Raw genomic sequence first — 24,350 nt, 5'->3', positions numbered from 1 at the left:
TCGTAGCGTAAAAAAGGCGCTGCCGAAGAAAAACGCCGCCTGAGCTCACGCTAGACGGCGAAATGCGGATACGGCGCTTACGCCGCAACTTTCTTGAACACCAAGGAAGCATTGGTGCCACCAAAGCCGAACGAATTCGACAGTGCCACATCAATGTTCATTGCCTTGGGCTTGTGCGCGACCAGATCGATCTCGGTCTCAATCGATGGATTGTCGAGATTGATCGTCGGCGGCGCCATGCTGTCGCGAATTGCCAGCACGGAGAAGATCGCCTCCACAGCACCCGCAGCACCCAGCAAGTGACCAATAGACGACTTGGTCGACGACATGGTCAGCTTGCTTGCAGCATCGCCAGCAAGGCGTGTGATCGCGCCCAGCTCAATCTCATCGCCAAGTGGTGTCGATGTGCCGTGAGCATTGACGTAGTCCACATCTGCTGCACTCACACCAGCCCGCTTGAGAGCCGCTTCCATGCAGCGATAGGCGCCGTCGCCATCCGAAGCTGGTGCTGTTATGTGGTGCGCATCGCCCGACAGACCGTAACCGACGATTTCAGCGTAGATCTTGGCGCCGCGCGCAACCGCATGCTCGTATTCTTCGAGCACGACAACGCCAGCGCCCTCGCCCATAACAAAACCATCGCGGTCCTTGTCATAAGGGCGCGAACCTTTTTCAGGCCGGTCGTTAAATCCGGTGGACAACGCCCGACACGCGGCAAAGCCAGCAAGCGACAGGCGGCAAACGGGCGATTCCGTTCCTCCAGCGACCATCACATCGGCATCACCGAAAGCGATCAGGCGGGACGCATCGCCAATGGCATGTGCGCCGGTCGAACACGCGGTCACGACCGCGTGGTTCGGGCCCTTGAGGCCATGACGGATGGAGACATAGCCACCAGCCAAATTGATCAGGCGCCCGGGAATAAAGAATGGCGACAGGCGGCGAGGCCCCTTGTCGGCCAGAACATGCGCCGCTTCCTCGATCCCCTGAAGGCCACCGATGCCGGAGCCAATCAGAACACCTGCGCGAATCTGGTCTTCATATGTTTCGGGCTTCCAGCCACTGTCAGCCAGCGCCTGGTCAGATGCGGCAAGGGCATAGATGATGAAATCATCGACCTTGCGCTGTTCTTTGGGTTCCATCCAGTCGTCGGGATTGAATGCCCCTTCGGCAGATGGATCGCGCGGGATCTGTGCTGCGATCTGGCATGCCAGGTCGTCGACCTTGAAGTTGGTGACCTTGTTGGCACCGCTCTTACCTTCGAGGATCTTCTTCCAAGAGACATCAACGTTTCCGCCAAGCGGAGACACCATGCCCAATCCTGTTACAACAACTCGCCTCATGAACCCGCACTTGTTTCGGGCAGACAGCCGAAATCGGTCTTGCCTGCCCGTCCATTCGTCATCAAGTCCGGCGAATTAGCCGGCGTTCTTTTCCAGGAACTTAACAGCATCGCCAACCGTCAGGATGGTTTCAGCTGCATCATCCGGAATTTCTACACCGAATTCTTCTTCGAAAGCCATGACGAGTTCAACGGTGTCGAGGCTGTCTGCGCCCAGATCGTCGATGAAGCTTGCAGCTTCCACAACCTTTTCAGCGTCCACGCCGAGGTGCTCGACAACGATTTTCTTAACTCGATCCGCGATATCGCTCATTTTCTATTTCCCTGAGTTTATAGTCTTAAAGCCGAGGCGCCAGTTCTCACCAGTTCTTCGACTTAATCACCGGAATTTCTATCTGCACATTGCACGGGAAAGGTCCATCGTCCCTTTGGGACCGTCGAACCTTCACGGCGTTGAACACGTTCTGGAAGGGCCAGATCTGCAAAACAGTTCGCCACCCTATCCCTTGGAACAATCGGCGGCTAGGTAACACACTTTATCTGCCTTGACCAGCCGCTCCCGGCCGCGCGTACGCGGCCCGGTTTCTTTTTGCCGGAAATTAAATTCCGCCTTTTAAATCATGGCCATGCCGCCATTGACGTGCAGGGTCTGTCCCGTGACATAAGCTGCTTCATCACTGGCGAGATAAACGGAAGCGGCCGCGATCTCGTCCGCTTTGCCCAACCGGCCCGCCGGAACGCTCTGCAGAATTGATTCCTTCTGCTTGTCGTTCAGTTCGTCGGTCATCGCTGTCTCAATGAAGCCGGGAGCGACCGTATTGACGGTGATGTTGCGGCTGGCAACTTCCCGCGCAAGCGACTTGTACATGCCGATCATGCCGGCCTTGGCCGCCGCATAGTTGGTCTGTCCGGGATTTCCGGTGACGCCGACAACCGAGGTAATTCCGATGATGCGGCCCGTCCGGCGCTTCATCATGCCCTTGATGGCAGCACGGCACAGGCGGAAACCAGACGTAAGGTTCACTTCCAGCACCTGATCCCACTCGTCGTCTTTCATCCGCATGAAGATGTTGTCACGGGTGATTCCGGCATTGTTGACCAGAATGTCGACCTTGCCGAGCTTCTCTTCGGCCGCCGGGAGCAGCGCATCGACAGCGGCACGATCAGAGAGATTGGCCGGTGTCACGAACGCGCGCTCACCGAGGTCCGCCGCGAGAACTTCCAACTTCTCTGCACGCGTGCCCGAAAGGGCGACAGTCGCGCCTTGCGCATGAAGTGCACGTGCGATGGATTCGCCAATTCCGCCGGTGGCACCCGTGATGAGCGCTGCTTTCCCCTCGAGGGTGAACATGGTGCTTCCTTCCTTTGGATCGCGACCCAGGCCTTAAAGCTTGGGATCAGCCGTTCAATTTTTCAATGAGAGCGTCGATGTCTTCTGGCGAATTGACTGCGATGCCTGTGGTTTCCTTGGCAATGCGCTTGACGATGCCGGTCAGCACCTTGCCGGTACCGACCTCGACGAATGTGTGGACGCCTTCGCTTGCGAGCCATTCGATTGACTCGCGCCAACGGACGGTTCCCGTCACCTGCTCGACCAGACGCTTGCGGATCTCGCCCGTGTCAGAAATGGGTTGCGCCAGAACGTTTGCGACCAGGGGCACCTTCGGCGCCTTGATGTCGGCGCCTGCCAGTGCTTCGGCCATGGCATCGGCTGCCGGAGCCATCAATGAACAATGGAACGGGGCGCTGACCGGCAACAACAATGCGCGGCGGGCGCCTTTTGCCTTTGCGATGTCAATTGCGCGCTCAACGGCGGCAACATGGCCGGAGACAACAACCTGCCCCGGCGCATTGTCGTTTGCTGCCTGACAGACTTCACCCTGCGCTGCTTCGCGTGCAACGTCCTGGGCAGCTTCGAAATCGAGCCCGAGGAGCGCGGCCATCGCACCCTGACCGACCGGGACGGCGTTTTGCATGGCGTCGCCGCGCACGCGAAGAAGCCGAGCAGCGGTCGCAACATCAAAAGCGCCGGCGGCTGCCAAGGCGGAGTATTCACCTAGAGAGTGACCAGCGACGAAGCTGACGCTACCTGCCAGATCGAGACCCTTTGATTCCAGAACTCGCATGGTTGCCAGGCTAACGGTCATGAGCGCAGGCTGCGCATTGGCCGTCAGAGTTAGGTCAGCTTCAGGGCCGTTCCACATAACGTCGGAAAGCTTCTGACCAAGCGCTTCATCGACTTCTTCAAAGACTGCTTTGGCTTCGGGATAGGTATCAGCCAGAACCTTGCCCATGCCAACGGCCTGACTTCCCTGTCCGGGAAACGTGAATGCGATGCTCATGTGAGACGTGCCTCCGACGACTTGTTCTCTTGTTTTTATTATCAGGCTTACGGGGATTGTCTGGCCCGGCCAGCTGACACAATGGCTGTGGAAGATCGGAAAATCCACTCTTGGGCGCGAGGCTATCGTACGGAGCACCCATGACTGTCAAGAGCTGCGGCCAGATTTGCCCGTATTCAAGGTGTTTCAAGACTGCAACCTGCTAGGCTAGGTTCCAGTTCGCTTGTGACAAAGGACCGGAGAAACGAAATGGCCAGCATTAAGATCCCTCTGCCGAAAGAACCCAAGCAGATGGTGACAGCGATCGTAGCCTATGCCGGCGTAGCAAAGCGGCTGCATCTGGAACTCTCACATCTTGCAGAAACGACAGATATCGATCTGGACGCCATTAAGGCCGATCTGATCAACGAGGCCAAGAAGGCAGTGCCGGCCGGCGACTTCACCAAGGATGAGGTCGGGCTTTACAATACAATGTTTGAAGCGATCGAGACGATCTTCAAACCCATCGACCCAGCACCCCAGGGGCTAGGCCCCAGGTGCTGATCGGATCGACGGTTCCGAAGTCCCTTGCATTTCCGCAAAGATCGGGTATACCCCGCGACGCAACCGGAAACTTGGCCGGGGGCTGAACGGAAGGGCGTGCAAACGTCAGGACACATAAAACTGTCTGTCTTCCCGTGTCTCCGCTCTCGTTTTAGAATTCTCGTTCCTTTCCGGAGGTCACGAGGAGGCTTCGCGCCAGTTTCCGAATTGAAACCAAGGAAAGGCTTTTTTCCATGCCTCTTTACGAGCACGTGTTCCTGGCTCGCCAGGACGTTTCGGCCCAGCAGGTCGAAGCCCTCGTCGAACAGTTCAAAGGTTTGATCGAAACCGCTGGTGGAACTGTCGGCAAGGTGGAAACTTGGGGACTTCGCTCCCTCGCATACCGCATCAAGAAGAACCGCAAGGCTCACTATACTCTGATGAACCTCGACGCTCCGCATGCTGCGGTTGCCGAGATGGAACGTCAGATGGGTCTGAACGAAGACGTTCTTCGCTTCATGACCTTCAAGGTCGACGAATTGGACGATGAGCCGTCTGCCATGATGCAGAAGCGTGACCGCGACGACCGTCGTGGTGGACGCGGCGACCGCTTTGGCGGTGGTGAGCGTGGCGGCGACCGTGGTGGTCGTGGTGGTGATCGGGGCGAACGCGCTCCGCGTCGTGCAGAAGGGGAGTAACAGATCATGGTTGATATCGCACAGATTCCGAGCCGTCGTCCGTTCTTCCGTCGTCGGAAGACCTGCCCGTTCTCCGGTGAAAATTCACCGAAGATCGACTACAAGGACGTTCGCCTCCTGCAGCGCTACATTTCCGAACGTGGCAAGATCGTACCGAGCCGTATCACCGCCGTTTCTGCAAAGAAGCAGCGTGAACTGGCCCGTGCCATCAAGCGCGCTCGCCTGCTTGGCCTGCTGCCTTTCGTCATCAGCTAAGCTGACCCAAAAGCCCGGGGCCATCCCCGGGCTCCCGGATTGAGGCCGACCGGATCCCTTGTGATCGGCCTCTAACCGTCTTCGTGAAAGGCGGGACAGACCGCAGGAGTTACTCCAATGCAAGTTATCCTTCTTGAGCGCATCGCCAAGCTCGGACAGATGGGCGACACCGTCCGCGTTCGTGACGGCTATGCCCGCAACTTCCTTCTGCCCCAGGGCAAGGCTCTTCGTGCAAACAAGGCCAACATGGCCAAGTTCGAAGGCCAGCGCGCCCAGCTGGAAGCCCGCAACCTCGAGCGCCGCGAAGAAGCATCTGCTGTCGCTGCAAAGCTCGACGGCGAGAGCCAGGTCATGATCCGTTCTGCTGGTGAAACCGGCCAGCTCTACGGTTCCGTTTCCAAGCGCGATATCGCTGAGGGCCTCACCGCAGCAGGTTTCTCTGTTGCGCGCAGCCAGGTTGAGCTCAACACGCCGATCAAAACCATCGGTCTTCACAACGTTCTGGTTGCCCTGCACCCGGAAGTCGAAGTCACGGTCGTGATCAACGTCGCGCGCTCTGAAGACGAAGCAAACCGTCAGGCTGCTGGTGAAGATCTCACCGCTCCTGAGCAGGACATCTTCGAATTCGAGGAAGACGAAGAAGACGAGACCGAGGGTGAAGGTGAAGAAGGCGAAGCTTCTGAGGAAGTCGCCGAGGAAGAAGAAGCCTAATCGGCTTCAACGCCTCTCACCTGACCGAATACAGAACGGCGCTTCTCGGGGCGCCGTTTTTGTTTTCAAGGCACTTCAACTTTCGGCATTTTTACCTGTTCAAAGGAAACCTCTCCGCTCAGGTAAAACGCGCGAGTTTACCGTATTTTTGCGCATACGTTAATTTTTGTTAACTATTTCAATAGCTAAGCTTATCAGGCCTCCGAGTCTCTTTCTGTCTGCGACGTCAAGACGTTGCTCCAGATTTCCCCGATGATTTCGACCCGGCTAAGGGAATCGGAGTCAAGATTTTTGATTCCTTGAAGCGCCGCTCAAGATCCGGTTAGACGATACCCACACGGGTCATTCGGGGGACGCCATGAAGGGCAAATTACAGTCAGTTGAAACTGAAGATGCTGCACAGCGACTAGCGCCGCACAACGCGGAAGCAGAGCGCCAGCTCCTCGGTGCGATTCTGGTCAACAACGAGACCTACTATCGCGTTTCTGACTTTCTCGAGCCTTTCCATTTTTTCGTTCCTCCGCATCAGGACATCTACGAAAAGATCGGGCAGCTGATCCGGGCCGGAAAGACCGCCTCGCCGATCACTCTGAAGACCTTCTATCCCGCAGACACCAAGATTGCCGAGCTCAGCGCGACACAGTTCCTGTTGCGGCTCGCGGCGGATGCGGCGTCGATCATCAACGCGGAAGACTATGGGCGAACGATCTATGATCTGGCCATGCGCCGGAACCTGATCCGGATCGGCGAAGACATGGTCAACATCGCCTATGACGCGCCCATTGACGTTCCGCCCAACCAGCAGATCGATGACGCGGAGCGCCGCCTGTTCGAACTTGCAGAAACCGGGCGGCAAGAGGGCGGTTTTGTTAGCTTCGGCGATGCACTTACCGAGACCATCGAGATGGCGCATGCTGCGTGGAATCGTGAAGGCGCGCTGTCTGGCATTTCGACTGGCCTGACCGATCTTGACCGGCTTATGGGCGGCCTGCAGCATTCGGATTTGATCGTGCTGGCGGCACGTCCCGCGATGGGCAAGACCTCTCTGGTTACGAACATCGCCTACAACATTGCTCAGGCCTTTCAGGCCGAAGAACAACCGGACGGCTCGCTCAAAACGGTGAACGGCGGTGTGGTGGGTTTCTTCTCGCTTGAAATGTCCGCCGAACAGCTCGCGACACGTATTATTTCAGAACAGACGGAGGTTTCCTCGTCGAAGATCCGGCGCGGAGACATTACCGAGGAAGAATTCACCAAGCTGGCGGGCGCTGCCCAGCACATGCAGACTGTTCCCCTGCACGTCGATCAGACCGGCGGCATATCCATCGCCTCCCTTGTCGCACGTGCACGGCGGCTGAAGCGCCAGCGCGGCCTCGATCTGATCGTGGTGGATTATATCCAGCTTCTGTCGGGCACATCCAAGACCGCTGGCAACCGCGTCCAGGAAGTGACGGAAATCACCACGGGCCTCAAGGCGCTGGCCAAGGAATTGAATGTTCCGGTCCTCGCCTTGTCCCAGCTGTCTCGTCAGGTGGAAAACCGGGACGACAAGCGCCCGCAACTTTCTGACCTTCGCGAATCCGGCTCGATCGAGCAGGACGCCGATGTGGTCATGTTCATCTATCGAGACGAATATTATCTGTCGAAGACCGAACCGGAAGAAGGGTCTCCGGAGCACGAAGTCTGGCGGGACAAGGTCGAGCGGGTCAAAGGTAAGGCGGAAATCATCATCGCCAAGCAGCGTCACGGGCCAACCGGAACGGTGAACCTGCACTTCGAAGGCCAATACACCCGCTTCTCAGATCTTGCACAAGACGACTACATGCCCGACCGGCACGACTAGCAGGCACCTGTTCAGAGGCCGCTTCTGCGACACTCGGTCGTGCAAAGGCCATGGCTTGGCCTTTGTGTTGGGCTTATCCTGACATTGCCGTGCCAATTCAGTGGCCGATTCTATCAACCGGACTTCAAGAGGCAGCTCCTTGCAGTACGTCATGCGCGCAACTGATAACCTCGCCGGCGGGCGTCTGACAATTGATCGCGATGCCATCGCTGCAAACTGGTCTCTCTTGAAGGGGCTCCTGAAGCCGGGCACGACTTGCGCAGCGACCATCAAGGCTGATGCCTACGGGACCGGTGCCACGAGCACGGCACAGCGTTTGTGGGAAGCAGGCTGCACGACGTTTTTCGTCGCCCTGCCAGAGGAAGGTGCATTAGTCCGCTCAGCGCTGCCTGATGCCACTGTCTATGTCCTCGGCGGCCTCTTTCCCGGCACCGCGTCAGACCTTGCGGGTGCGAACCTCATTCCGGTGCTGAACTCGGTCGCAGAGGTTCGGGAATGGGCAGGTTTTTGCAAGGCAGAAAGCAGAGCCTTTCCTGCCGCCCTGCAGCTGAACACGGGCATGAACCGCCTCGGCATGGATCCTGAAGAATTTGCAGATGTCATGGCGCAGAAAGAGCTGACCGGCAGTTTCGACATTGCCCTGCTCATGACCCATTTGGCCTGCGGCTCCGATCCGGAGCACCCTCTCAACCGACAGCAACTCAATACCTTTGTCGCGGCGACACAGCCCTTCAGCACCCTGCCGCGCTCGATGGCAAACTCGGCTGGCGTTTTTCTCGGACCGGACTACCATTTCGATCTGGCGCGGCCGGGGATCTCGCTCTACGGCGGCAAGGCGCTGGACACTGCGCCGAATATCATGTCCCCGGTTGCCATGGTCGAGGCCAGGGTCATGCAGATCCGCAACGTGCCCAAGGGCCAGACCATTGGCTATGGCGGGGCGGAGACTGTGACCCGTGACAGCAAGATTGCGCTGGTCGCAGCCGGCTATGCGGACGGGCTACATCGACGCGCTGGCTCCAGCGATGATCGGCCGGGCGGCTTTGGCGTCATCGACGGCCACAAGGTCCCGCTGATCGGCCGGGTCTCGATGGACATGATCGCCCTGGATGTGACTGACGTTCCAGGCGAAGCCGTCACGCGCGGCTCCTTTGTGGAAATGCTAGGTCCAAATGTTGCGGCCTCCGATCTTGCAGCTTATGCCGAGACCATTGACTACGAATATCTCACAGGTCTTGGACGGCGCTATCATCGCCGCTACGCCGCCCTGCCCGCGCCACAAGAGCGCTGAGGAGTTTCCGTCTGATGGCACGCCGTTCCACAAGCTTCGTTTGCCAGTCATGCGGGGCGGTCTATCCCAAGTGGACGGGACGCTGCGAATCCTGCGGCGAGTGGAACTCCATCGTCGAAGAGCAAGCCAGCGGTGGTGTTGGTGGCGGTCCGGCCAAGACCAAACCGACCAAGGGCCGCATCGTTCCTCTGGTCGGCCTTCAGGGGGACACCAAGGAAGCCCCAAGGATCCAGAGCGGCATCAAGGAACTCGACCGGGTCACCGGTGGCGGTTTTGTTCGTGGTTCGGCGCTGCTCGTTGGCGGTGATCCTGGCATCGGCAAGTCGACGCTCCTGATCCAAGCCGCAGCCGCCTTCGCCCGTCTGGGGCACAAGGCCGTCTATATCTCCGGCGAGGAAGCCATTGGCCAGGTGCGCCTCCGCGCGGAGCGTCTCGGTCTAGCGGATGCTCCTGTCGCTCTTGCCGCCGAAACCAGCGTCGAGGATATATTGGCCACCCTGCAGGATGGAGAACCGCCTGCCCTGCTGATCCTGGATTCAATTCAGACGCTGTGGACCGAACAGGCTGATTCTCCTCCTGGAACGGTGACCCAGGTTCGCGCGTCGGCCCAGGCGATGGTCCGCTATGCCAAGAAGTTCGGGACCACGCTTGTTCTCGTCGGCCACGTCACCAAAGACGGCCAGATTGCAGGACCACGGGTCGTGGAACATATGGTCGATGCTGTTCTTTATTTCGAAGGCGATGGCGCGCATCAATTCCGCATTCTGAGATCGGTGAAAAACCGTTTCGGGGCGACCGACGAGATCGGCGTCTTTGAAATGACCGGGGCAGGTCTGTCGGAAGTTGCCAACCCTTCGGCGCTTTTCCTAGGCGAACGATCGACCAACTCCCCGGGCGCTGCCGTTTTTGCCGGCCTCGAGGGTTCGCGCCCGCTGCTGATTGAGGTGCAAGCACTCGTTGCTCCCTCGCCGCTCGGCACACCGCGGCGCGCGGTGATCGGCTGGGACACCGCTCGCCTGTCGATGATCCTGGCAGTACTGGAAGCGCGCTGCGGTGTGCGCTTTTCCCAGCACGACGTCTATCTGAATGTCGCCGGAGGTCTCAAAATCAACGAGCCGGGAGCGGACCTGGCTGTCGCAGCGGCACTTGTCTCCTCACTCAGCGGGCTTGCCCTTCCGGCCAATTGCGTCTATTTCGGCGAGATCAGTCTGTCGGGAGCGATACGACCTGTCGCTCAGGCGCAATCAAGGCTGAAAGAGGCCCATAAACTGGGTTTCGACAAGGCATTCTGTCCGAAGGGAAACCTGAAGGATGGAAGGCGTACAGATTTCGCGGCGACGGGCCTCGAGGAACTCGGGGGTTTCATCGCCAAAATTGCAGCAAAGGGTGGATCGGGCGCAGACGCCTGAGTACCGAAGCCCATTGCCTTATGATGCCGACCCGGCGCGCGAAGCGCCGTGGCAGGCACGGACTAGGGACTGAACAGACACATGCCGATCACGCTGCTCGACGGAATACTTCTCGTCATCATGCTCATCTCGGCTGTCCTGGCCATGATCCGTGGCTTTGTGCGTGAGGTCCTGTCCATCGCGTCCTGGGTCGCCGCCGCCGCTGCCGCCTTTCTGCTATACAAGCAGGTCCTGCCCTACGCGAAACAGTATATAGCTCACGATCTCGTGGCGCTCGGCGCATCCGTCGCCGTCGTCTTCATCGTGACGCTGCTGATCGTCTCCTACATCACCATGCGGATTTCCGACTTCGTTCTGGACAGCCGGATCGGCGCTCTGGACCGGACACTCGGTTTCGTCTTCGGAGCCGTGCGTGGCATGCTGCTCGTCGTCGTTGCGCTGATGTTCTTCAACTGGTTCGTTCAGCCGGAACAGCAGCCGGGTTGGGTTCTCAAGGCGAAGTCCCGCCCGATCTTGATTTCCGTGGGAGAGCGACTTGTAGCCGTGCTGCCAGAGGATCCTGAGCGCGCAATCATGGACAAGCTTCGCAATGGCAACGCCGCCGGAACGACAGGTGGCGAGGGTGAAGGCGAGGAAGAAGCTGGATACAGCGCCTCTGAGCGGCAAGGGCTCGAACAGCTCACCACCGGCAGCAACTGACCCAGACTGGAGCGGTAAAACGCTCGTGGTCCAGCGCCGACGTTACGATTTACGATGCCCTGCGCGGCTTGACGCGTGGTAACACAAGGAGCTTCGCCATGCTGGGCGAGACCGATCTCAATGAGTGCTTCGATCCCAATGCCGACCGGCTGCAGGAAGAGTGTGGCGTCTTTGGCGTCCTCGGTCATGAGGATGCAAGCGCGCTGACTGCACTCGGGCTTCATGCCCTGCAGCACCGTGGCCAGGAAGCTGCCGGTATCGTTACCTACGACAACGACCAGTTCCGCGCCGAGCGCCATCTCGGGCTTGTTGGCGATCATTTCTCCAACGCCGAGACCATGGCCCGGCTGACAGGCATGGCCGCCATTGGCCATGTGAGATATTCCACAAGCGGCGAGACGATCCTGCGCAACGTGCAGCCGCTCTTTGCCGAATTGGAAGGTGGCGGCATCTCGATCTGCCACAATGGACATTTCACCAACGCCATGACGCTGCGTCGGCAGCTCATCCAGGACGGTGCTATTTGCCAGTCCACATCCGATTCCGAAGTTGTTCTTCAGCTTCTTGCCCGGTCACGGGAGAAGAAGATCGTGGATCGCTTTGTCGAGGCGATTTCCAAAATGGAAGGCGCCTATGCACTGGTCGCGCTGACCCGCAAGAAACTGATCGGCGCGCGCGACCCCTTCGGCATTCGTCCGTTGGTGCTCGGCGACCTCAACGGCGCTCCTGTGCTTGCCTCAGAGACCTGCGCACTTGATATCATCGGTGCAACCTTCATTCGCGAGATCGAAAACGGCGAAGTGATCGTCTGTACGCCAGGCGGCATCGAATCCTTCTTCCCCTTTGGCAAACGCCCTGCCCGTCCCGACATCTTCGAATACATCTATTTTTCGCGGCCAGATTCAATCCTGGGCGGACGCAGCGTCTATGACGTTCGCAAGGAATTCGGCCGGCAGCTCGCCCGTGAGGCGCCGGTTGAAGCCGATGTGGTCGTGCCGGTTCCCGATTCCGGTGTACCGGCTGCGCTCGGCTACTCCCAGGAAGCAGGCATTCCCTTTGAGCTGGGCATCATTCGAAATCACTACGTCGGCCGCACGTTCATCGAGCCGACGCAGGCGATCCGGACGCTTGGCGTCAAGCTGAAGCATTCGGCCAATCGGAGCCAGATCGAGGGCAAACGTGTTGTCCTGATCGATGACAGTCTGGTGCGCGGCACAACATCGGTGAAGATTGTCCAGATGATCCGCGATGCCGGCGCCTCGGAAGTTCACTTCCGCCTGTCCAGCCCCCCGATCCGCTATTCGGACTATTACGGCATCGACACTCCCGTCCGTGAAAAGCTCCTTGCTGCCAAATACAATCTGGAAGAAATGCGCAACTACATCGGCGCCGATACTCTGGCGTTCCTGAGTGTTGACGGCGTTTACCGGGCCATGGGCCATGAGGGGCGCGACAAGACCAACCCACAGTTCACCGACCATTGCTTTACCGGCGACTACCCAACGCCACTCACGGATCTGTCCGAAGAGCAGGAGTTCGCGCATCCGCCCCGCCTGGTTGAAGTGAGCTGAGGACGCTGGATGTCTAATGATTTTGAAGGCCAAGTGGCGGTCGTCACCGGCGCCTCACGCGGCATCGGCTATCAGGTTGCCAAAGAGCTGGGGAGCCGAGGCGCGCACGTGATCGCCATTGCCCGGACCGTTGGCGGGTTGGAAGAGCTGGACGACGACATCAAGGCTGCGGGCGGCCAATCAGCAACGCTCGTGCCTCTCGACCTGACAGACTACGACGCTCTTGATCGGCTCGGCGCGGCTATCTACGAGCGCTGGAAGAAGCTGGACATTCTTGTCGGCAACGCTGGTCAGCTTGGCGTTCTTGCGCCGCTCGGACATATCAGCCCGAAAGACTTCGACAAGGTCATGGGCGCGAATGTAACAGCCAACTGGCGTTTGATCCGCTCGCTCGATCCACTGCTGCGTCAGTCACCTGCCGGACGCGCTGTGTTCCTCACATCTCATCACGCGCGCGAGGCGACGCCTTTCTGGGGGCTTCAGTCGATTTCCAAGGCCGCTCTCGAGGCCATGGTGCGGACCTATGCTCATGAGACCGAGAAAACGACGCTCCGCGTCAATCTCTTCGATCCAGGACCGGTTCGCACTGGATTGCGCGCCAAAGCCATGCCGGGCGAAGATCCGGATAAATTGCCTCAACCGGCAGATATCGTTCCTGACCTGCTGACAATGCTCGGAAGCGACGTCACAGCGACCGGTCACCTTTTTGATCGCTCACGCGGCACGCTCGCGGCGCTCTAAGGGCCCGTTCTCGCTTTAGAATCAGAAAGGCGCTTCCTGAGCGGACGCGCCTTTTCTTTTTTCAGGCTGCTTAGAGCAGAACGATTTGCGCTCAGTAGCGCTACCGCCGCGGGCCGAAAGACGCCTCGACAATTTCAGCAATGTCCTTGAAGACGCCTGGCCCGCCGACGACGACACGGGTGCCATTGGTCAGCGTATGGTCTGCATCATAGGGCGCGACCATGCCACCGGCTTCCTCGGTGATCAGCATGCCAGCCAGGCAATCCCAGGCGTTCATGTGGGATTCGCAATAGCCGATGAGGCGGCCGGAGGCCGCATAGGCCAACATGAGGCCACCGGAGGCATTACGGAAGAAAACACCACCCTTGGAGACCAGTGCGCCGATGCAGTTGATGGCGTCGCTGGCTTCGGTCCGTCCGTTGAAGCCGACACCCAGGGAGCCATTGGACAAGCTGTCGCTGTCGGTGACCTTGATGGGCCTGTCATTCACGAAGGCGCCTTCGCCCTTGGCGGCGCGGAACGTCTCGTTCGCATTGGGATCATGGATGACGCCGACGATGGTTTCGCCGTTGTAGACGCAAGCAATGATTACACACCATTGCGGGATACCTGCAACGAAATTGGCAGTCCCATCAATGGGATCGATAACCCAAGTGTAGCCGGATGAGCCTTCGACACGGCCGTGTTCCTCGCCAACGATGCCGTCCTGCGGATAGGCTGCAGCCAGTTCCTTGCGAACCAGAGTTTCCACGTCGCGATCAGCTTCGGAAACCAGGTCCTGATGACCTTTTTTCGTTACCGTCAGGGTCTCGAGGCGGCGGAAGTATTCCATTCCCAGTTCACCGGCCTTGCCGGCCAGAGTTGCGGCAAAATCGAGCCGTTCGGACGCCATCAAATGTCTCCTTGAAGGAAAATGGAAAGAAAGGAACAGGACGGCCCCGGAGGCGGGGCCGCTATCACTTAAGTGTCTTTTACGACGGAAAGTTGACTATTGAATCTTGCGCTTTTTCTTCACCGCGTAAGGATTCTCGCCCTTTCGATAGGAAAAGCGGATCGGCGTTCCGTGAATATTGAACGTCTCACGCAGCTTGTTCACAAGATATCGCGTGTAGCTCTCGGGCAACTGCTCGGGACGAGACGCAAAAGCAATGAAGTGAGGCGGCCGCGTCTTGGCTTGGGTCATGTAGCGAAGACGGACGCGGCGGCCGGCAACTGCGGGCGGTGGATGGTTGATGGTGACCTTGTCCAGCCAGCGATTGAGCTTCGACGTGGAGACACGGGAGTTCCAAGCCTCATACGCCTTGAAGACGCTTTCAAACAGCTTGTCGATGCCCTGCCCCTGAATGCCGGACATGGTGACGATCTGAACACCGCGGATCTGATTGAAATAGCGCTCATTCGCATCCTTGATGCGTTTCCAGGCCGCTTCCCGGTCCTCGATCAGGTCCCACTTGTTGACCGCAACGACCAGTGCCCGGCCTTCGCGGGCGACCAGTTCGATGATCTGCAGGTCCTGCTTTTCAAAGGAATTGGTCGCATCCAGCGTGATGACGACGACCTCAGCGAACTTGATCGCGCGAAGGGCGTCTGCAACGGACAACTTTTCCAGCTTCTCCTGAACCCGCGCCTTGCGGCGAATACCGGCCGTGTCGAAAAGCTTGATGTGACGCTCATGCCATTGCCATTCGACGGAAATGGAATCGCGGGTAATCCCGGCTTCCGGTCCCGTCAGCATGCGGTCTTCGCCAAGCATCGAATTGATCAGCGTCGACTTTCCCGCGTTGGGTCGTCCGACGATGGCAACCCGCAAGGGGCGCTCGGTGGTGCCAACCGGCTCGTCTTCCTCGAGCGGCTCACCATCTTCATCAACTTCGATGTTGGTGCGCGCTTCCTCGACTTCGACACCCTCTGCCGCCAGAGCCTCTTCTTCATCAATCCGGTCGACCAGCGGTTTCAGCGCGTCATAGAGATCGGACAAGCCTTCCCCGTGCTCGGCTGAAATTCCGATTGGCTCGCCCAGGCCAAGAGAGAAGGATTCGTAGAGACCGCTCTGGCCAGCCCTGCCTTCCGCCTTGTTGGCAAGAAGGATCACGGGCGTTGTGGTCTTGCGCGCGACTTCCGCGAAATGGGCGTCCAGCGGTGTGACGCCGGCACGGGCGTCAATGACAAAGAGAACCGCATCGGCTTCTGCGATGGCTTCTTCGGTCTGATGACGCATGCGGCCTTCAAGGCTCGCATTGTCCGCGTCTTCAAGGCCTGCCGTGTCGACAATCGTAAAACGCAGATCGCCAAGGCGCGCATCGCCCGGCCGGCGGTCCCGCGTTACGCCCGGCGTATCATCCACCAGGGCGAGCCGTTTGCCGACAAGACGATTGAACAACGTGGACTTGCCGACATTCGGCCGTCCGATGATGGCGACTTTTGCGCCCACGATCATTACTCCTGATAAGCCGCGCTGACCCGGCGTCCGGGTCAGTTAAATGCGGCGACGGCGTCATCGCCGTCCAAAACGATCATTCGCCCACCGGCGACGATCGGGGTCACATAGACCTTGGTCTTTACGTCATAGGTGGCCATGATGTTGCCGGAAGTGGCATCAACCATCGCCATCCGTCCGTCGCTGGATATAGCGACAAGCGCGCCATTCGCAAGCACCGGACCGGCCCAATTGCGACGTTTCTTCTTTTTCTCGGGCCGCGGCAAGGTCGTTGCCCAAAGCGTTTCGCCAGTCTTGCGATCCAGGGCAACCATGCGGTCATCCAGATCGATCATGAACAGCGCATTGCCCGAGACGACCGGCGTGTGCACACTGCCCAGGTCCTGTTCCCAGAGCCTTTCGCCCGACTTCAGGTTCGACGCGATCGTGCGCCCGGCGACTCCGGTCGCATAGACCGTGTTGCCAGAGACGATCGGGCTTGCCGAAACATCTGCAAGACCTGAAACGGCAAGTGTGCGGAATCCGCGCGCAACGCCGTCGATCCAGGCCGGTTCACCGGTCTTGATGTCGAGCGCCATGATCTCGCCCGAAGAGAACGGAACGACGACACGATTGCCAGAAATCGCGGGGCTTGCAGACGACAGAACGCCCGCGGTTTCCTCGATGCCGACATAGTTCCAGGCCTCGGTGCCATCTTCCTGGTTCAAGGCATAGACTTCGTTGGACTGGGTCACGACGATGACGAGGCCATTGCCGGCAACCGGCGCGCCACGTGCCGGCGTGCCCAGATCGCCTGTCCACAGAACCTGACCTGATGCGGCATCAAGTGCTGCGACCTGCTGATAGCCGGTCGCCGCATAAACGATGTTCCCGGACACAACGACGCCACCACCCGGTGCAACATCCTTCTCGCCTTCCGGACGCAAGGCGCGTGTCCAGAGACGTGCACCGCCTGTGCTGAACGCAATGACATCGCCATTGGGCTTGTAAACAAAAATACGTCCAGCCGCGCTGACCGGACGCGCAGATCCACGCAGGGCATCCGAGGTGAAACTGCCACCTGAAGCGCCAATCGATGCGCGCCAGACGCGCGAGCCCGAAATACTGACAGCAATATTGCCCGGGTCGTTGGTCAGACCGCCACCAGCGGTGGTCCAGTCCTGGCCGCCCGAGGCTTTGCCGACCGACGCAGCACGGCCCTCGACAACGGCAGCAGGGTCCGCGCCGTCAAAGACAGGCTTGCGGTCGCCGGGAAGGATCTTCTCCTTGGAGAAGGGATTCAGACTGTCAGAGAATTCAGAAACGCTGCCGCAGCCGGACAGAAGCAAGGAGAACGCCACAGCCGCGCCGAACGCGCGCGCGGCGGCCAGACCAGAACGCTGTATCACTGGGCAGCTCCGTCGCTATCGTCAGCCGCACCGAAGGCGGCATCAATCACCTGGGAGAGAATCCCGACCCGGCGCGCCACATCTGTCGGCGTTGCCGGATCATCCTCCAGAGCAGCGATCCAAGACCGCGCCGTTTCAACATCGCCGGCTTTCCATGCGGCGACAGCGAGGATTTCACGCGCTGCTGCACGGAATGGTCCATCTTCTCCGGTCAGGCCTTCCACCCGGTCGGCAACCGCAGCATAGTCTTCCGTGTCGACGGCCACATAGGCCGCACGCAGGCTCGCAATATCGCGCAGGGTGGCATCGACGCTGCTGTCGCGCGAGAGCGCGTCAAATTCGGCCAGGGCCTCGGTTGTGCGTTCTTCGCGAACCATGTCGGTCGCGGCCCGCAATTTTGCGAGAGCCGGATAGCCACCGGTCGCGTCAGACAGTTCGGCGAACTTCTGCTCCGCCAGCGCAACATCTCCGCTTTCGGAAAGGCGCACGGCTTCAAAGAATGCATCACCTGCCTGCTGTGACTGGCTCTCCTGCCAGTAGAGCCAGCCTCGATACCCGCCGGTACCGACGACGATCAAGACAGCAGCAGCGATAACCCAGGGGCCGAGGCGATCCCAAAGCCGACGGTACTTCTCCTGGCGGATGTCTTCATCGACCTCACGAAAAATATCGGACATGCGTGTCTTGTTCCTGCATTCAGTTTGTTATGCCGACCGTCCATCGCCTCTGTGCGACAAATCAGTTGGCAGGCGCGACACAATATCGACATGCCTCCCAGGAGGCAAACGCCAGTATCGGCTTCTTTTCAACGGTTTGATGGCGCAAGTTAGGCGAGGAGACGATTTATTTCCAAGCCCTTCTGCTCCAAGGTTTCCCGTGCTTACGTCAAGGGGTAGCCAATGACAAGCTCGTGACCCTTCCAGACGAACAAACCATAGGCCACAAGCCCCCCCAGAATGACGAGAACTTCCAAATAGGGACGGCCCTGATCAAGGCTGACCGAAACGATCGGCCCCTCCTCGACGCGCCGTTTCAAGGAAATCCGATCAACCACTGCCCAGGCGAGAAAACTGCCGAACAAGAGCACTGATGCAAGATCTCCGCGCACAAGCAGGTGCGAGAATGCCCAGAGCTTGATTGCAATCAGCATCGGGTGGCGAAACGTTCTCTTGATACGCCCCTGCACATAGGCCCCGATGAGCAGGATAAAGACCGGGATCATGAACAGCATGACCACGTGCCTTGTCCATTCAGGCGGATCATAAAGCATCGGAAGATGCTCAACGCGCGCTGCGCCATAGCCAGTGATGATCAGATACAGTCCGACAGCGGAAATCAGGGAAAAGGCGATCCGATACCCGGCCCCGCCGAAACGTCCGATCAATTTTTCTCGAGTTTGAACAAACATCGGCAGACAGTGAATGCCGAGAAAGACGGCAAGGCCGATAACAAGCGCGTACATGAACCACTCTCCCAAGTTCGTCCTGGCCGAACAGTCGGCAAAGGCGATGGGAACGTCAAGCACGGTCTTGAAGCACCAAGGCTTGATCAAAGGCGCGAGGCGTGGCCCCGCAAAGAAAAAGCCCTAAATTGCGCCGATTTTCGCCCGAAACGGCTGCGACTCTACAATTGAAACAAGCATTTGTTTAGATTCCAGTCCTACAATCCTTCTCTAGATGTATATCGGGACAAAAGCCATGTCTGACGGACAGGACACAATCGAAGAACGGCGCAGCGGCCCTCGCAAGCGGACCCTGAAATCAGGACGTATCGTTTTCGGTGGGCTTTCACAGGTTTTCAACTGCACAATCCGCAACACGAATGAGGACGGCGCGCTTTTGATGCTGCCGAACTCCCTTGGTGTTCCTGGTGCATTCCTGCTCTATGTCGACAATGAATGTACGCGGCGCCCCGTGGAAGTCGTGTGGCGCAAGGAAGACCGGATGGGCGTTCGCTACACCGGTCCGGCTGAAAGCACGCTGAACCGCGCCTCTTAAAAAATCAGCTTGAATGAGCCAAAAACGGCAGCGCCTCACGGCGCTGCCGTTTTTGTTTCTCAATTGGTGTTCACGCTCCAGGGCCAACAGAACCCTGAAGCGCGAGGGAAAGCGTCAGCGCAGCATCGCCAGCGCTTCGTCCTTGCCAAGACTTGCAGGCCGCGAGCACGGCGTCTCGATGTCGACAAAGCTTCCGGTTTCGCCGGACTTCAGGATAGAGGTCATGACATCGACCGCATGAAGCGCTCTGTCCAGGGAACAGCGATAATCCCGCCCTTCAACAAGAGCCTGCGCCATATCGGCCAGTCCGGCGGCCCGGTAGTTGGCCTTCATGCCGTCGCCATGTTCCTCATTCGCGATACCGAAGGGATGACCGTCGTCAGTAAGGGTCTCCGCCTTGCCGTCACTGCCGGTCAGAACCACATCCCCGCCGAAAAAGTTCGGGTCGGGAACATAAAGCGACCCTTCGGTGCCATAAAGTTCCATGTTTTCATGACGATGCGCCCAGACATCCCAACTCGCTGACAGGGTGATGGTCGCCCCGTTTACGAATTCAAGCAACGCATGGATGTTGGTCGGGGTCTTGACCGGGATTTGCTCGCCCGCTCTTGGCTGGCTTGATATCGTTCGCGTCGGTGTTGCCATGGAGGTCAGGGCCGCGACCCGTTTCACCGGCCCCACGAGATTGACCAGATTGGCGATGTAGTACGGTCCAAGATCCAGAATAGGTCCGCCACCTGGCAGAAAGAAGAAGTCCGGGTTCGGGTGCCATTGCTCCATGCCATGGCTCATGACGTGGCATGTGCCGGAGGTAATCTTTCCGACGCGGCCTTCATCGATCGCCCTGCGCGCGCGCTGGTGCGCACCGCCCATGAAGGTGTCTGGCGCTGAACCGACCTTCAGCCCCTTCTCCGACGCCAATTTCTGCATTGCCTTGCCGTCTTCCAGGGTCAGCACCAAGGGCTTTTCCGAGTAGACGTGTTTTCCGGCGGACAAGATCTCCTTCGAGACCGGCCAGTGGGCATCCGGGATGGTCAGATTGACCACGATATCGATGTCATCGGCCTCAAGAAGGTCATGCACCGTGTCGGCACGCACACCGTATTCCTTGCCCCGCGCTTCGGCCGCACCCCGATTGAGATCCGCGCAGGCGCGCACCTCCACGCCCTTGAACAGCGGCAGAAACTTGAAATAGGTGGTGGAGATGTTTCCGCATCCAATGATGCCCACACCAAGAGTGTCGCTCATATTCTTGCCTTACCAGGTCTGAGAGGCTTCAAGGGAGCGCTGCGCGAAACGGGTCGCATCACTCGGCTTGTCGTGTTCCATGATGAACAATTGCGTCGGCGTGGCCTTCAAGGTGTCGATGAGCTTTTTCCAGTCCATCGTGCCCTGGCCCACATCCGCCCAGCCATCTTCGTCTTCGCATTCTCCGTTCGGAGCAATGTCCTTGACGTGAACGGCGCTGAGGCGCTCGCCATAGGCCTTGATCCATTCAAGAGGGTCTCCGCCGCCGCGCACGATCCAGGCGATATCAGCTTCCCAACTAATGTTGGGAGCGTTGTCCAAAATGAGCTTCATCGGAATGGAGCCATCGGCCAGCGCCACGAACTCGAAGTCATGGTTGTGCCAGCCGAAGGTCATGCCACGGGCACCGTACCGCTCGCCAAGAGCTTCAAGGCGCTTGGCAAAGGCAACCCAGCCCGTAGCGTCTTGAGGCCGCTCGCTCGCGTCCAGATAAGGGCAATAGATATGGGTGATGCCGAGAGCCGATGCGATCTCGCAAACCTTCTCTTCGTCTTCTTCGAGCATATGGATCGAGAAATGCCCGGAAGGCATGGTCAAGCCGGTCGCGTCGAGCGCAGCGCGGGTCGCGCCAGTGTCCTCATAGACACCGCCATAGCCTTCCACCTGCGCATAGCCCGCGTCGGCCAACATCTTCAAAGTGTCGGTCAGCGGTGGAAAGTCGCGCGCGCTGTAAAGTTGAAACGAATAATCGCTCATGATCGATCTCCTGTGTAGGCCGTGGGGCCCTGTCTCAATTGGATGAGCCTGCCGCCCGGGGCGCTGGAGGGTAGACACCCGACCGGCAGGCTTCAGATCCGCGGATGAATGCGGACCGTGTGGGTCTGCCTCGTGCGCAGGCAGAAATGTGTGGGGCCTCGGGGCCCTAGATCCGCTCTTCCGTGTTGGCATCGAAGACGGAGGCATGGTCGAGATCAAAGGTGACGACGACCTCTTCGCCGGGGCTAAAGCGGGAATTGCTTTCCGTACGCACGGACATGGACTGATCGCCAAGGCGCAACCAGACGAGGCTGTCGGCGCCCATCGGCTCTTCGAGCTCGACCACGGCGGGCAAGGATGGGCCGGAGGTCTGGTCTCGGGTCAGGGTGAGGTGTTCCGGGCGAACGCCAAAGATTACCTTCTGGCCGTCCGACATGGTTCCTTGCGCGTCATAGCCGGCAAGCGGCACCAGGAGATTCTCACCAAGGCGCACTGATGGCGTACCATCCTGGAGTTCGACCTGCCCCTTGAGGAAATTCATGGATGGCGAGCCGATAAAGCCGGCGACGAACAGATTGACCGGCTTGTTGTAGATGGTCAGCGGCGTATCGAGCTGCTGAATGATCCCGCCCTTCATGACCGCGATCCGATCCGCCAGGGTCAGAGCCTCGATCTGATCATGCGTCACATAGATCATTGTGTTCGTCAGGTTCTGATGGAGACGCTTCAACTCGACCCGAAGCTCGGCACGCAGCTTTGCGTCGAGATTTGACAGCGGTTCGTCGAAGAGGAAGACATCGACATCACGCACGAGCGCACGGCCAATGGCGACACGCTGACGCTGGCCGCCCGACAATTGTGCCGGCTTGCGCTTCAGCAAAGGCTCGATCTGCAGGATTTCAGCGGCCCGCTTGATGCGTGCTGCGATCTCGTCCTTCGGCAGCTTGGCGATCTGGAGGCCGAAGGCCAGATTCTTCTCAACCGTCATCTGCGGATAGAGTGCATAGGACTGAAACACCATGCCGATGCCCCGGTCCTTGGGTTCTTCCCAGGTGACGTTCTTGCCCGAGATAAAGACCTGTCCCTCGGAGATATCAAGAAGGCCTGCGACGCAGTTCAGCAATGTGGATTTGCCGCAACCCGACGGGCCGAGCAGAACCAGAAACTCGCCTTCGTTGATGTCGAGGTTCAGCGAACTCAAAACTTCCAGAGATCCGAAGCGCAGTGTGAGATCGCGGACTGAGACACTTGTCATGACGGTTACCCTTTCACCGCGCCGGCCGCGATGCCGCGCACGAACAATTTTCCGGAAACGAAGTAGACGCAAAGGGGAACCAGTCCGGTGAGGATCGTGGCCGCCATGTTGACGTTGTATTCCTTCACCCCTTGGGTCGAATTGACGATGTTGTTCAGCTGCACGGTCATCGGATAGAGGTCCGGCTTGGTGTAGATCACACCGAACAGGAAGTCGTTCCAAATACCCGTGACCTGCAGGATGATGGCCACAACGAAGATCGGCAGGCTCATCGGCAGCATGATGCGGAAGTAGATCGCCCAAAAGCCCGCGCCATCGACCCGCGCCGCCTTGAAAAGCTCTTCGGGCACAGAGGCAAAATAGTTCCGGAAGAGCAGCGTCAGGATCGGCATTCCGAAGACCGTATGCACGAGCACAAGGCCGGTCAGGCTGCCATAGAGACCGATTTCCCTGAGCATGATGACAATCGGATAGATCATCACCTGGTAGGGAATGAAGGCCCCCACAATCAGGATGGTGAAAAAGAGCTCCGCGCCCTTGAAGCGCCAATTGGCCAGTGCGTAGCCATTGACCGAGGCAATGGCGATGGAAAGCACCACCGAAGGCACAAGGATCCTCACGGAATTCCAGAACCCCCGGGAAAGCCCCTCGCAATTCAGCCCGGTGCAGGCTTCGGACCAGGCTTTCACCCAGGGCGCGAAAGTGACTTCGACGGGCGGTGAAAAGATGTTGCCCAGGCGGATTTCCGGCATGCCTTTCAGCGAGGTCACCACCATCACGTAGAGCGGCAGCAGATAATAAAGCGCAACCACGATCAGCGTGCCGTAGAGGATGATATTGCGACGTGTCAGGACGCGCTTGGGCTTCTCGCCGCGCGGTCCTTCCGAGACGGATCTATCGCCGGCATCACCTTGAGCCGAAAGAGAATTGTTGTTGAGATCTGCGACTTTATCCACGACGCGATTTCCCCCCGAATTCCAGATAGGCCCAGGGGACCACAACGATGACAACAGACAGCAGCATCATGGTCGAGGCGGCAAAGCCCTGACCCAAGTTCTGCGAGAGAAACATTGCGTCATAGACATATTTTGCGGGCACTTCGGAGGCGATCCCCGGACCTCCGCCGGTCTGCGCGACGATCAGGTCGTAGACCTTGATGATGCCGGACGCGATGAGCACCAGCGCCGTGATGAAGATGCCGCGCATCATGGGAATGACGATAAAGACGTAGGTTTTCCAGACCGGAATGCCGTCGACGCGGGACGCCTTCCAGATGTCCTCGTCGATGCCGCGCAGGCCGGCGAGCATCAGGCACATGATCAGGCCCGTTTCATGCCACAGCCCGGCGATCAGAACACCATAGATGACGATGTCGGGGTTATAGAGCGGATCGAAGTTGAAGTTCTCGAAGCCCATGCTTCGGACCACGTTCTGGACGCCGAAATCCGGGTTTAAGATCCACTGCCATGCAAGGCCGGTGACGATGAAGCTGAGGGCAAACGGATATAGAAAGATCGTCCGAAACGTGTCTTCGAACCTGATCTTCCGGTCCAGAAGCGCTGCGAGCAAAAAGCCGACGACCATGGCAAAAACCAAGGAAAGCGCGCCGTAGATGGCCAGATTTTCGATGGAAATCAGCCACTTGTTGCTGGACCACAAGCGCTCGTACTGCGCCAGCCCAACAAACTTTTCCTTCGGCAGCAGCTTGGAGCTGGTGAAGGAATAAAGAACCGTCCAGGCCGTTCCCCCGACGAACACGATGCCTGCGGTTGCGATCATTGGGATCGCTGCCACCTTGGCGCTCAGGTTCCGGTGCCATCTGAACGGGCGCTTTGCAACCGCCAT

Annotated in this window: 25 protein-coding genes; 11 read left to right on the top strand and 14 right to left on the bottom strand. The window is 58.8% G+C overall.

All coding sequences use genetic code 11. The features are described 5' to 3' along the window. Positions 1-77: 77 nt before the first annotated feature. The 4 genes from fabF to fabD form a co-directional block, all read right to left on the bottom strand. Positions 78-1,343, bottom strand: coding sequence for a beta-ketoacyl-ACP synthase II (gene fabF, locus IG617_RS03080; RefSeq protein ID WP_192107163.1), 1,266 nt, complete (start codon positions 1,341-1,343; stop codon positions 78-80). A 75-nt stretch (positions 1,344-1,418) separates the two neighbouring features. After that, entirely contained in the window at positions 1,419-1,655 is a 237-nt protein-coding gene (locus IG617_RS03075; RefSeq protein WP_153769414.1) for an acyl carrier protein, read from the bottom strand. Between the two features lie 300 nt (positions 1,656-1,955). After that, positions 1,956-2,693 (bottom strand): 3-oxoacyl-[acyl-carrier-protein] reductase, encoded by a 738-nt coding sequence (fabG, locus tag IG617_RS03070; protein ID WP_192107161.1) that lies wholly within the window; start codon positions 2,691-2,693, stop codon positions 1,956-1,958. A gap of 46 nt (positions 2,694-2,739) precedes the next feature. Beyond that, positions 2,740-3,684, bottom strand: coding sequence for an ACP S-malonyltransferase (gene fabD / locus IG617_RS03065; RefSeq protein ID WP_192107159.1), 945 nt, complete (start codon positions 3,682-3,684; stop codon positions 2,740-2,742). A gap of 249 nt (positions 3,685-3,933) precedes the next feature. Here fabD and IG617_RS03060 point away from each other — a divergent pair, with 249 nt between their 5' ends. The 10 genes from IG617_RS03060 (at position 3,934) to IG617_RS03015 (ending at position 13,424) form a co-directional block, all read left to right on the top strand. After that, positions 3,934-4,227, top strand: a complete 294-nt coding sequence (locus IG617_RS03060) for a hypothetical protein (RefSeq protein WP_192107157.1) — start codon at positions 3,934-3,936, stop codon at positions 4,225-4,227. A gap of 233 nt (positions 4,228-4,460) precedes the next feature. Next, positions 4,461-4,904 (top strand): 30S ribosomal protein S6, encoded by a 444-nt coding sequence (gene rpsF, locus IG617_RS03055; protein ID WP_153769418.1) that lies wholly within the window; start codon positions 4,461-4,463, stop codon positions 4,902-4,904. 6 nt (positions 4,905-4,910) lie between these two features. Beyond that, positions 4,911-5,159, top strand: coding sequence for a 30S ribosomal protein S18 (rpsR, locus tag IG617_RS03050; RefSeq protein ID WP_153769419.1), 249 nt, complete (start codon positions 4,911-4,913; stop codon positions 5,157-5,159). Between the two features lie 117 nt (positions 5,160-5,276). Next, a complete protein-coding gene (gene rplI, locus IG617_RS03045; protein ID WP_192107155.1) occupies positions 5,277-5,870 on the top strand; it encodes a 50S ribosomal protein L9 in 594 nt (197 codons plus the stop codon). A 358-nt stretch (positions 5,871-6,228) separates the two neighbouring features. Next, positions 6,229-7,713, top strand: a complete 1,485-nt coding sequence (locus tag IG617_RS03040; RefSeq protein ID WP_153769421.1) for a replicative DNA helicase — start codon at positions 6,229-6,231, stop codon at positions 7,711-7,713. A gap of 151 nt (positions 7,714-7,864) precedes the next feature. Next, the gene (alr, locus tag IG617_RS03035; protein ID WP_192107153.1) at positions 7,865-9,004 is read left to right on the top strand and encodes an alanine racemase; all 1,140 of its coding nucleotides are present in this window, start codon (positions 7,865-7,867) and stop codon (positions 9,002-9,004) included. A 14-nt stretch (positions 9,005-9,018) separates the two neighbouring features. After that, positions 9,019-10,413 (top strand): DNA repair protein RadA, encoded by a 1,395-nt coding sequence (gene radA, locus IG617_RS03030; RefSeq protein ID WP_192107151.1) that lies wholly within the window; start codon positions 9,019-9,021, stop codon positions 10,411-10,413. Positions 10,414-10,494: 81 nt separating this feature from the next. Then, on the top strand, positions 10,495-11,112 hold the full coding sequence (locus IG617_RS03025) for a CvpA family protein (protein WP_153769423.1): 618 nt from the start codon (positions 10,495-10,497) through the stop codon (positions 11,110-11,112). Between the two features lie 98 nt (positions 11,113-11,210). Continuing rightward, complete coding sequence (gene purF, locus IG617_RS03020) at positions 11,211-12,683, top strand: amidophosphoribosyltransferase (protein WP_153769424.1); 1,473 nt, start codon at positions 11,211-11,213, stop codon at positions 12,681-12,683. Positions 12,684-12,692: 9 nt separating this feature from the next. Beyond that, on the top strand, positions 12,693-13,424 hold the full coding sequence (locus IG617_RS03015; RefSeq protein ID WP_192107150.1) for an SDR family NAD(P)-dependent oxidoreductase: 732 nt from the start codon (positions 12,693-12,695) through the stop codon (positions 13,422-13,424). A gap of 100 nt (positions 13,425-13,524) precedes the next feature. On the opposite strand, the gene IG617_RS03010 is transcribed toward IG617_RS03015, so the two are convergent. The 5 genes from IG617_RS03010 to IG617_RS02990 form a co-directional block, all read right to left on the bottom strand. After that, positions 13,525-14,316 (bottom strand): inositol monophosphatase family protein, encoded by a 792-nt coding sequence (locus IG617_RS03010; RefSeq protein WP_192107149.1) that lies wholly within the window; start codon positions 14,314-14,316, stop codon positions 13,525-13,527. 96 nt (positions 14,317-14,412) lie between these two features. Then, positions 14,413-15,855, bottom strand: coding sequence for a ribosome biogenesis GTPase Der (der, locus tag IG617_RS03005; RefSeq protein WP_192107148.1), 1,443 nt, complete (start codon positions 15,853-15,855; stop codon positions 14,413-14,415). Between the two features lie 41 nt (positions 15,856-15,896). Continuing rightward, positions 15,897-17,249, bottom strand: a complete 1,353-nt coding sequence (locus IG617_RS03000; RefSeq protein WP_338109931.1) for an outer membrane protein assembly factor BamB family protein — start codon at positions 17,247-17,249, stop codon at positions 15,897-15,899. After that, on the bottom strand, positions 17,246-17,926 hold the full coding sequence (locus IG617_RS02995; RefSeq protein ID WP_192107147.1) for a tetratricopeptide repeat protein: 681 nt from the start codon (positions 17,924-17,926) through the stop codon (positions 17,246-17,248). The genes IG617_RS03000 and IG617_RS02995 overlap by 4 nt, the downstream gene beginning before the upstream one ends. A 203-nt stretch (positions 17,927-18,129) precedes the next feature. Further along, positions 18,130-18,711 carry an NnrU family protein gene (locus tag IG617_RS02990; RefSeq protein WP_192107146.1) on the bottom strand — a complete coding sequence of 194 codons (582 nt, stop codon included), beginning with the start codon at positions 18,709-18,711 and terminating at the stop codon, positions 18,130-18,132. Between the two features lie 235 nt (positions 18,712-18,946). Here IG617_RS02990 and IG617_RS02985 point away from each other — a divergent pair, with 235 nt between their 5' ends. Further along, positions 18,947-19,246, top strand: a complete 300-nt coding sequence (locus tag IG617_RS02985) for a PilZ domain-containing protein (RefSeq protein ID WP_192107145.1) — start codon at positions 18,947-18,949, stop codon at positions 19,244-19,246. Between the two features lie 114 nt (positions 19,247-19,360). Here the strand turns inward: IG617_RS02985 and IG617_RS02980 are convergent, their stop codons facing one another. The 5 genes from IG617_RS02980 to IG617_RS02960 form a co-directional block, all read right to left on the bottom strand. Further along, positions 19,361-20,494 carry a Gfo/Idh/MocA family protein gene (locus tag IG617_RS02980; RefSeq protein ID WP_192107143.1) on the bottom strand — a complete coding sequence of 378 codons (1,134 nt, stop codon included), beginning with the start codon at positions 20,492-20,494 and terminating at the stop codon, positions 19,361-19,363. Positions 20,495-20,503: 9 nt separating this feature from the next. After that, positions 20,504-21,250 (bottom strand): sugar phosphate isomerase/epimerase family protein, encoded by a 747-nt coding sequence (locus IG617_RS02975; protein WP_192107141.1) that lies wholly within the window; start codon positions 21,248-21,250, stop codon positions 20,504-20,506. Positions 21,251-21,416: 166 nt separating this feature from the next. Further along, positions 21,417-22,505 carry an ABC transporter ATP-binding protein gene (locus IG617_RS02970; RefSeq protein ID WP_192107139.1) on the bottom strand — a complete coding sequence of 363 codons (1,089 nt, stop codon included), beginning with the start codon at positions 22,503-22,505 and terminating at the stop codon, positions 21,417-21,419. A 5-nt stretch (positions 22,506-22,510) separates the two neighbouring features. Continuing rightward, complete coding sequence (locus IG617_RS02965; protein ID WP_420826137.1) at positions 22,511-23,356, bottom strand: carbohydrate ABC transporter permease; 846 nt, start codon at positions 23,354-23,356, stop codon at positions 22,511-22,513. A 97-nt stretch (positions 23,357-23,453) separates the two neighbouring features. Further along, positions 23,454-24,350, bottom strand: coding sequence for a carbohydrate ABC transporter permease (locus IG617_RS02960; RefSeq protein ID WP_153769434.1), 897 nt, complete (start codon positions 24,348-24,350; stop codon positions 23,454-23,456).

Source organism: Roseibium polysiphoniae (assembly GCF_014842925.1).
In the GTDB taxonomy this organism is placed as follows: domain Bacteria; phylum Pseudomonadota; class Alphaproteobacteria; order Rhizobiales; family Stappiaceae; genus Roseibium; species Roseibium polysiphoniae.
Note: the sequence above shows the minus strand (reverse complement) of the source record. Positions and strands in the feature narration are given on the sequence as shown.

Coding starts and splice junctions, on each gene's coding strand:
- IG617_RS02995 (WP_192107147.1), bottom strand. CDS start 17,926: ATGTCCGATATTTTTCGTGAGGTCGATGAAGACATCCGCCAGGAGAAG.
- rpsR (WP_153769419.1), top strand. CDS start 4,911: ATGGTTGATATCGCACAGATTCCGAGCCGTCGTCCGTTCTTCCGTCGT.
- IG617_RS02960 (WP_153769434.1), bottom strand. CDS start 24,350: ATGGCGGTTGCAAAGCGCCCGTTCAGATGGCACCGGAACCTGAGCGCC.
- IG617_RS02970 (WP_192107139.1), bottom strand. CDS start 22,505: ATGACAAGTGTCTCAGTCCGCGATCTCACACTGCGCTTCGGATCTCTG.
- alr (WP_192107153.1), top strand. CDS start 7,865: ATGCGCGCAACTGATAACCTCGCCGGCGGGCGTCTGACAATTGATCGC.
- rpsF (WP_153769418.1), top strand. CDS start 4,461: ATGCCTCTTTACGAGCACGTGTTCCTGGCTCGCCAGGACGTTTCGGCC.
- fabF (WP_192107163.1), bottom strand. CDS start 1,343: ATGAGGCGAGTTGTTGTAACAGGATTGGGCATGGTGTCTCCGCTTGGC.
- purF (WP_153769424.1), top strand. CDS start 11,211: ATGCTGGGCGAGACCGATCTCAATGAGTGCTTCGATCCCAATGCCGAC.
- IG617_RS02985 (WP_192107145.1), top strand. CDS start 18,947: ATGTCTGACGGACAGGACACAATCGAAGAACGGCGCAGCGGCCCTCGC.
- IG617_RS03010 (WP_192107149.1), bottom strand. CDS start 14,316: ATGGCGTCCGAACGGCTCGATTTTGCCGCAACTCTGGCCGGCAAGGCC.
- IG617_RS03075 (WP_153769414.1), bottom strand. CDS start 1,655: ATGAGCGATATCGCGGATCGAGTTAAGAAAATCGTTGTCGAGCACCTC.
- fabG (WP_192107161.1), bottom strand. CDS start 2,693: ATGTTCACCCTCGAGGGGAAAGCAGCGCTCATCACGGGTGCCACCGGC.
- radA (WP_192107151.1), top strand. CDS start 9,019: ATGGCACGCCGTTCCACAAGCTTCGTTTGCCAGTCATGCGGGGCGGTC.
- IG617_RS03015 (WP_192107150.1), top strand. CDS start 12,693: ATGTCTAATGATTTTGAAGGCCAAGTGGCGGTCGTCACCGGCGCCTCA.
- fabD (WP_192107159.1), bottom strand. CDS start 3,684: ATGAGCATCGCATTCACGTTTCCCGGACAGGGAAGTCAGGCCGTTGGC.
- IG617_RS03025 (WP_153769423.1), top strand. CDS start 10,495: ATGCCGATCACGCTGCTCGACGGAATACTTCTCGTCATCATGCTCATC.
- IG617_RS03060 (WP_192107157.1), top strand. CDS start 3,934: ATGGCCAGCATTAAGATCCCTCTGCCGAAAGAACCCAAGCAGATGGTG.
- IG617_RS02980 (WP_192107143.1), bottom strand. CDS start 20,494: ATGAGCGACACTCTTGGTGTGGGCATCATTGGATGCGGAAACATCTCC.
- rplI (WP_192107155.1), top strand. CDS start 5,277: ATGCAAGTTATCCTTCTTGAGCGCATCGCCAAGCTCGGACAGATGGGC.
- IG617_RS03040 (WP_153769421.1), top strand. CDS start 6,229: ATGAAGGGCAAATTACAGTCAGTTGAAACTGAAGATGCTGCACAGCGA.
- IG617_RS02990 (WP_192107146.1), bottom strand. CDS start 18,711: ATGTACGCGCTTGTTATCGGCCTTGCCGTCTTTCTCGGCATTCACTGT.
- IG617_RS02975 (WP_192107141.1), bottom strand. CDS start 21,250: ATGAGCGATTATTCGTTTCAACTTTACAGCGCGCGCGACTTTCCACCG.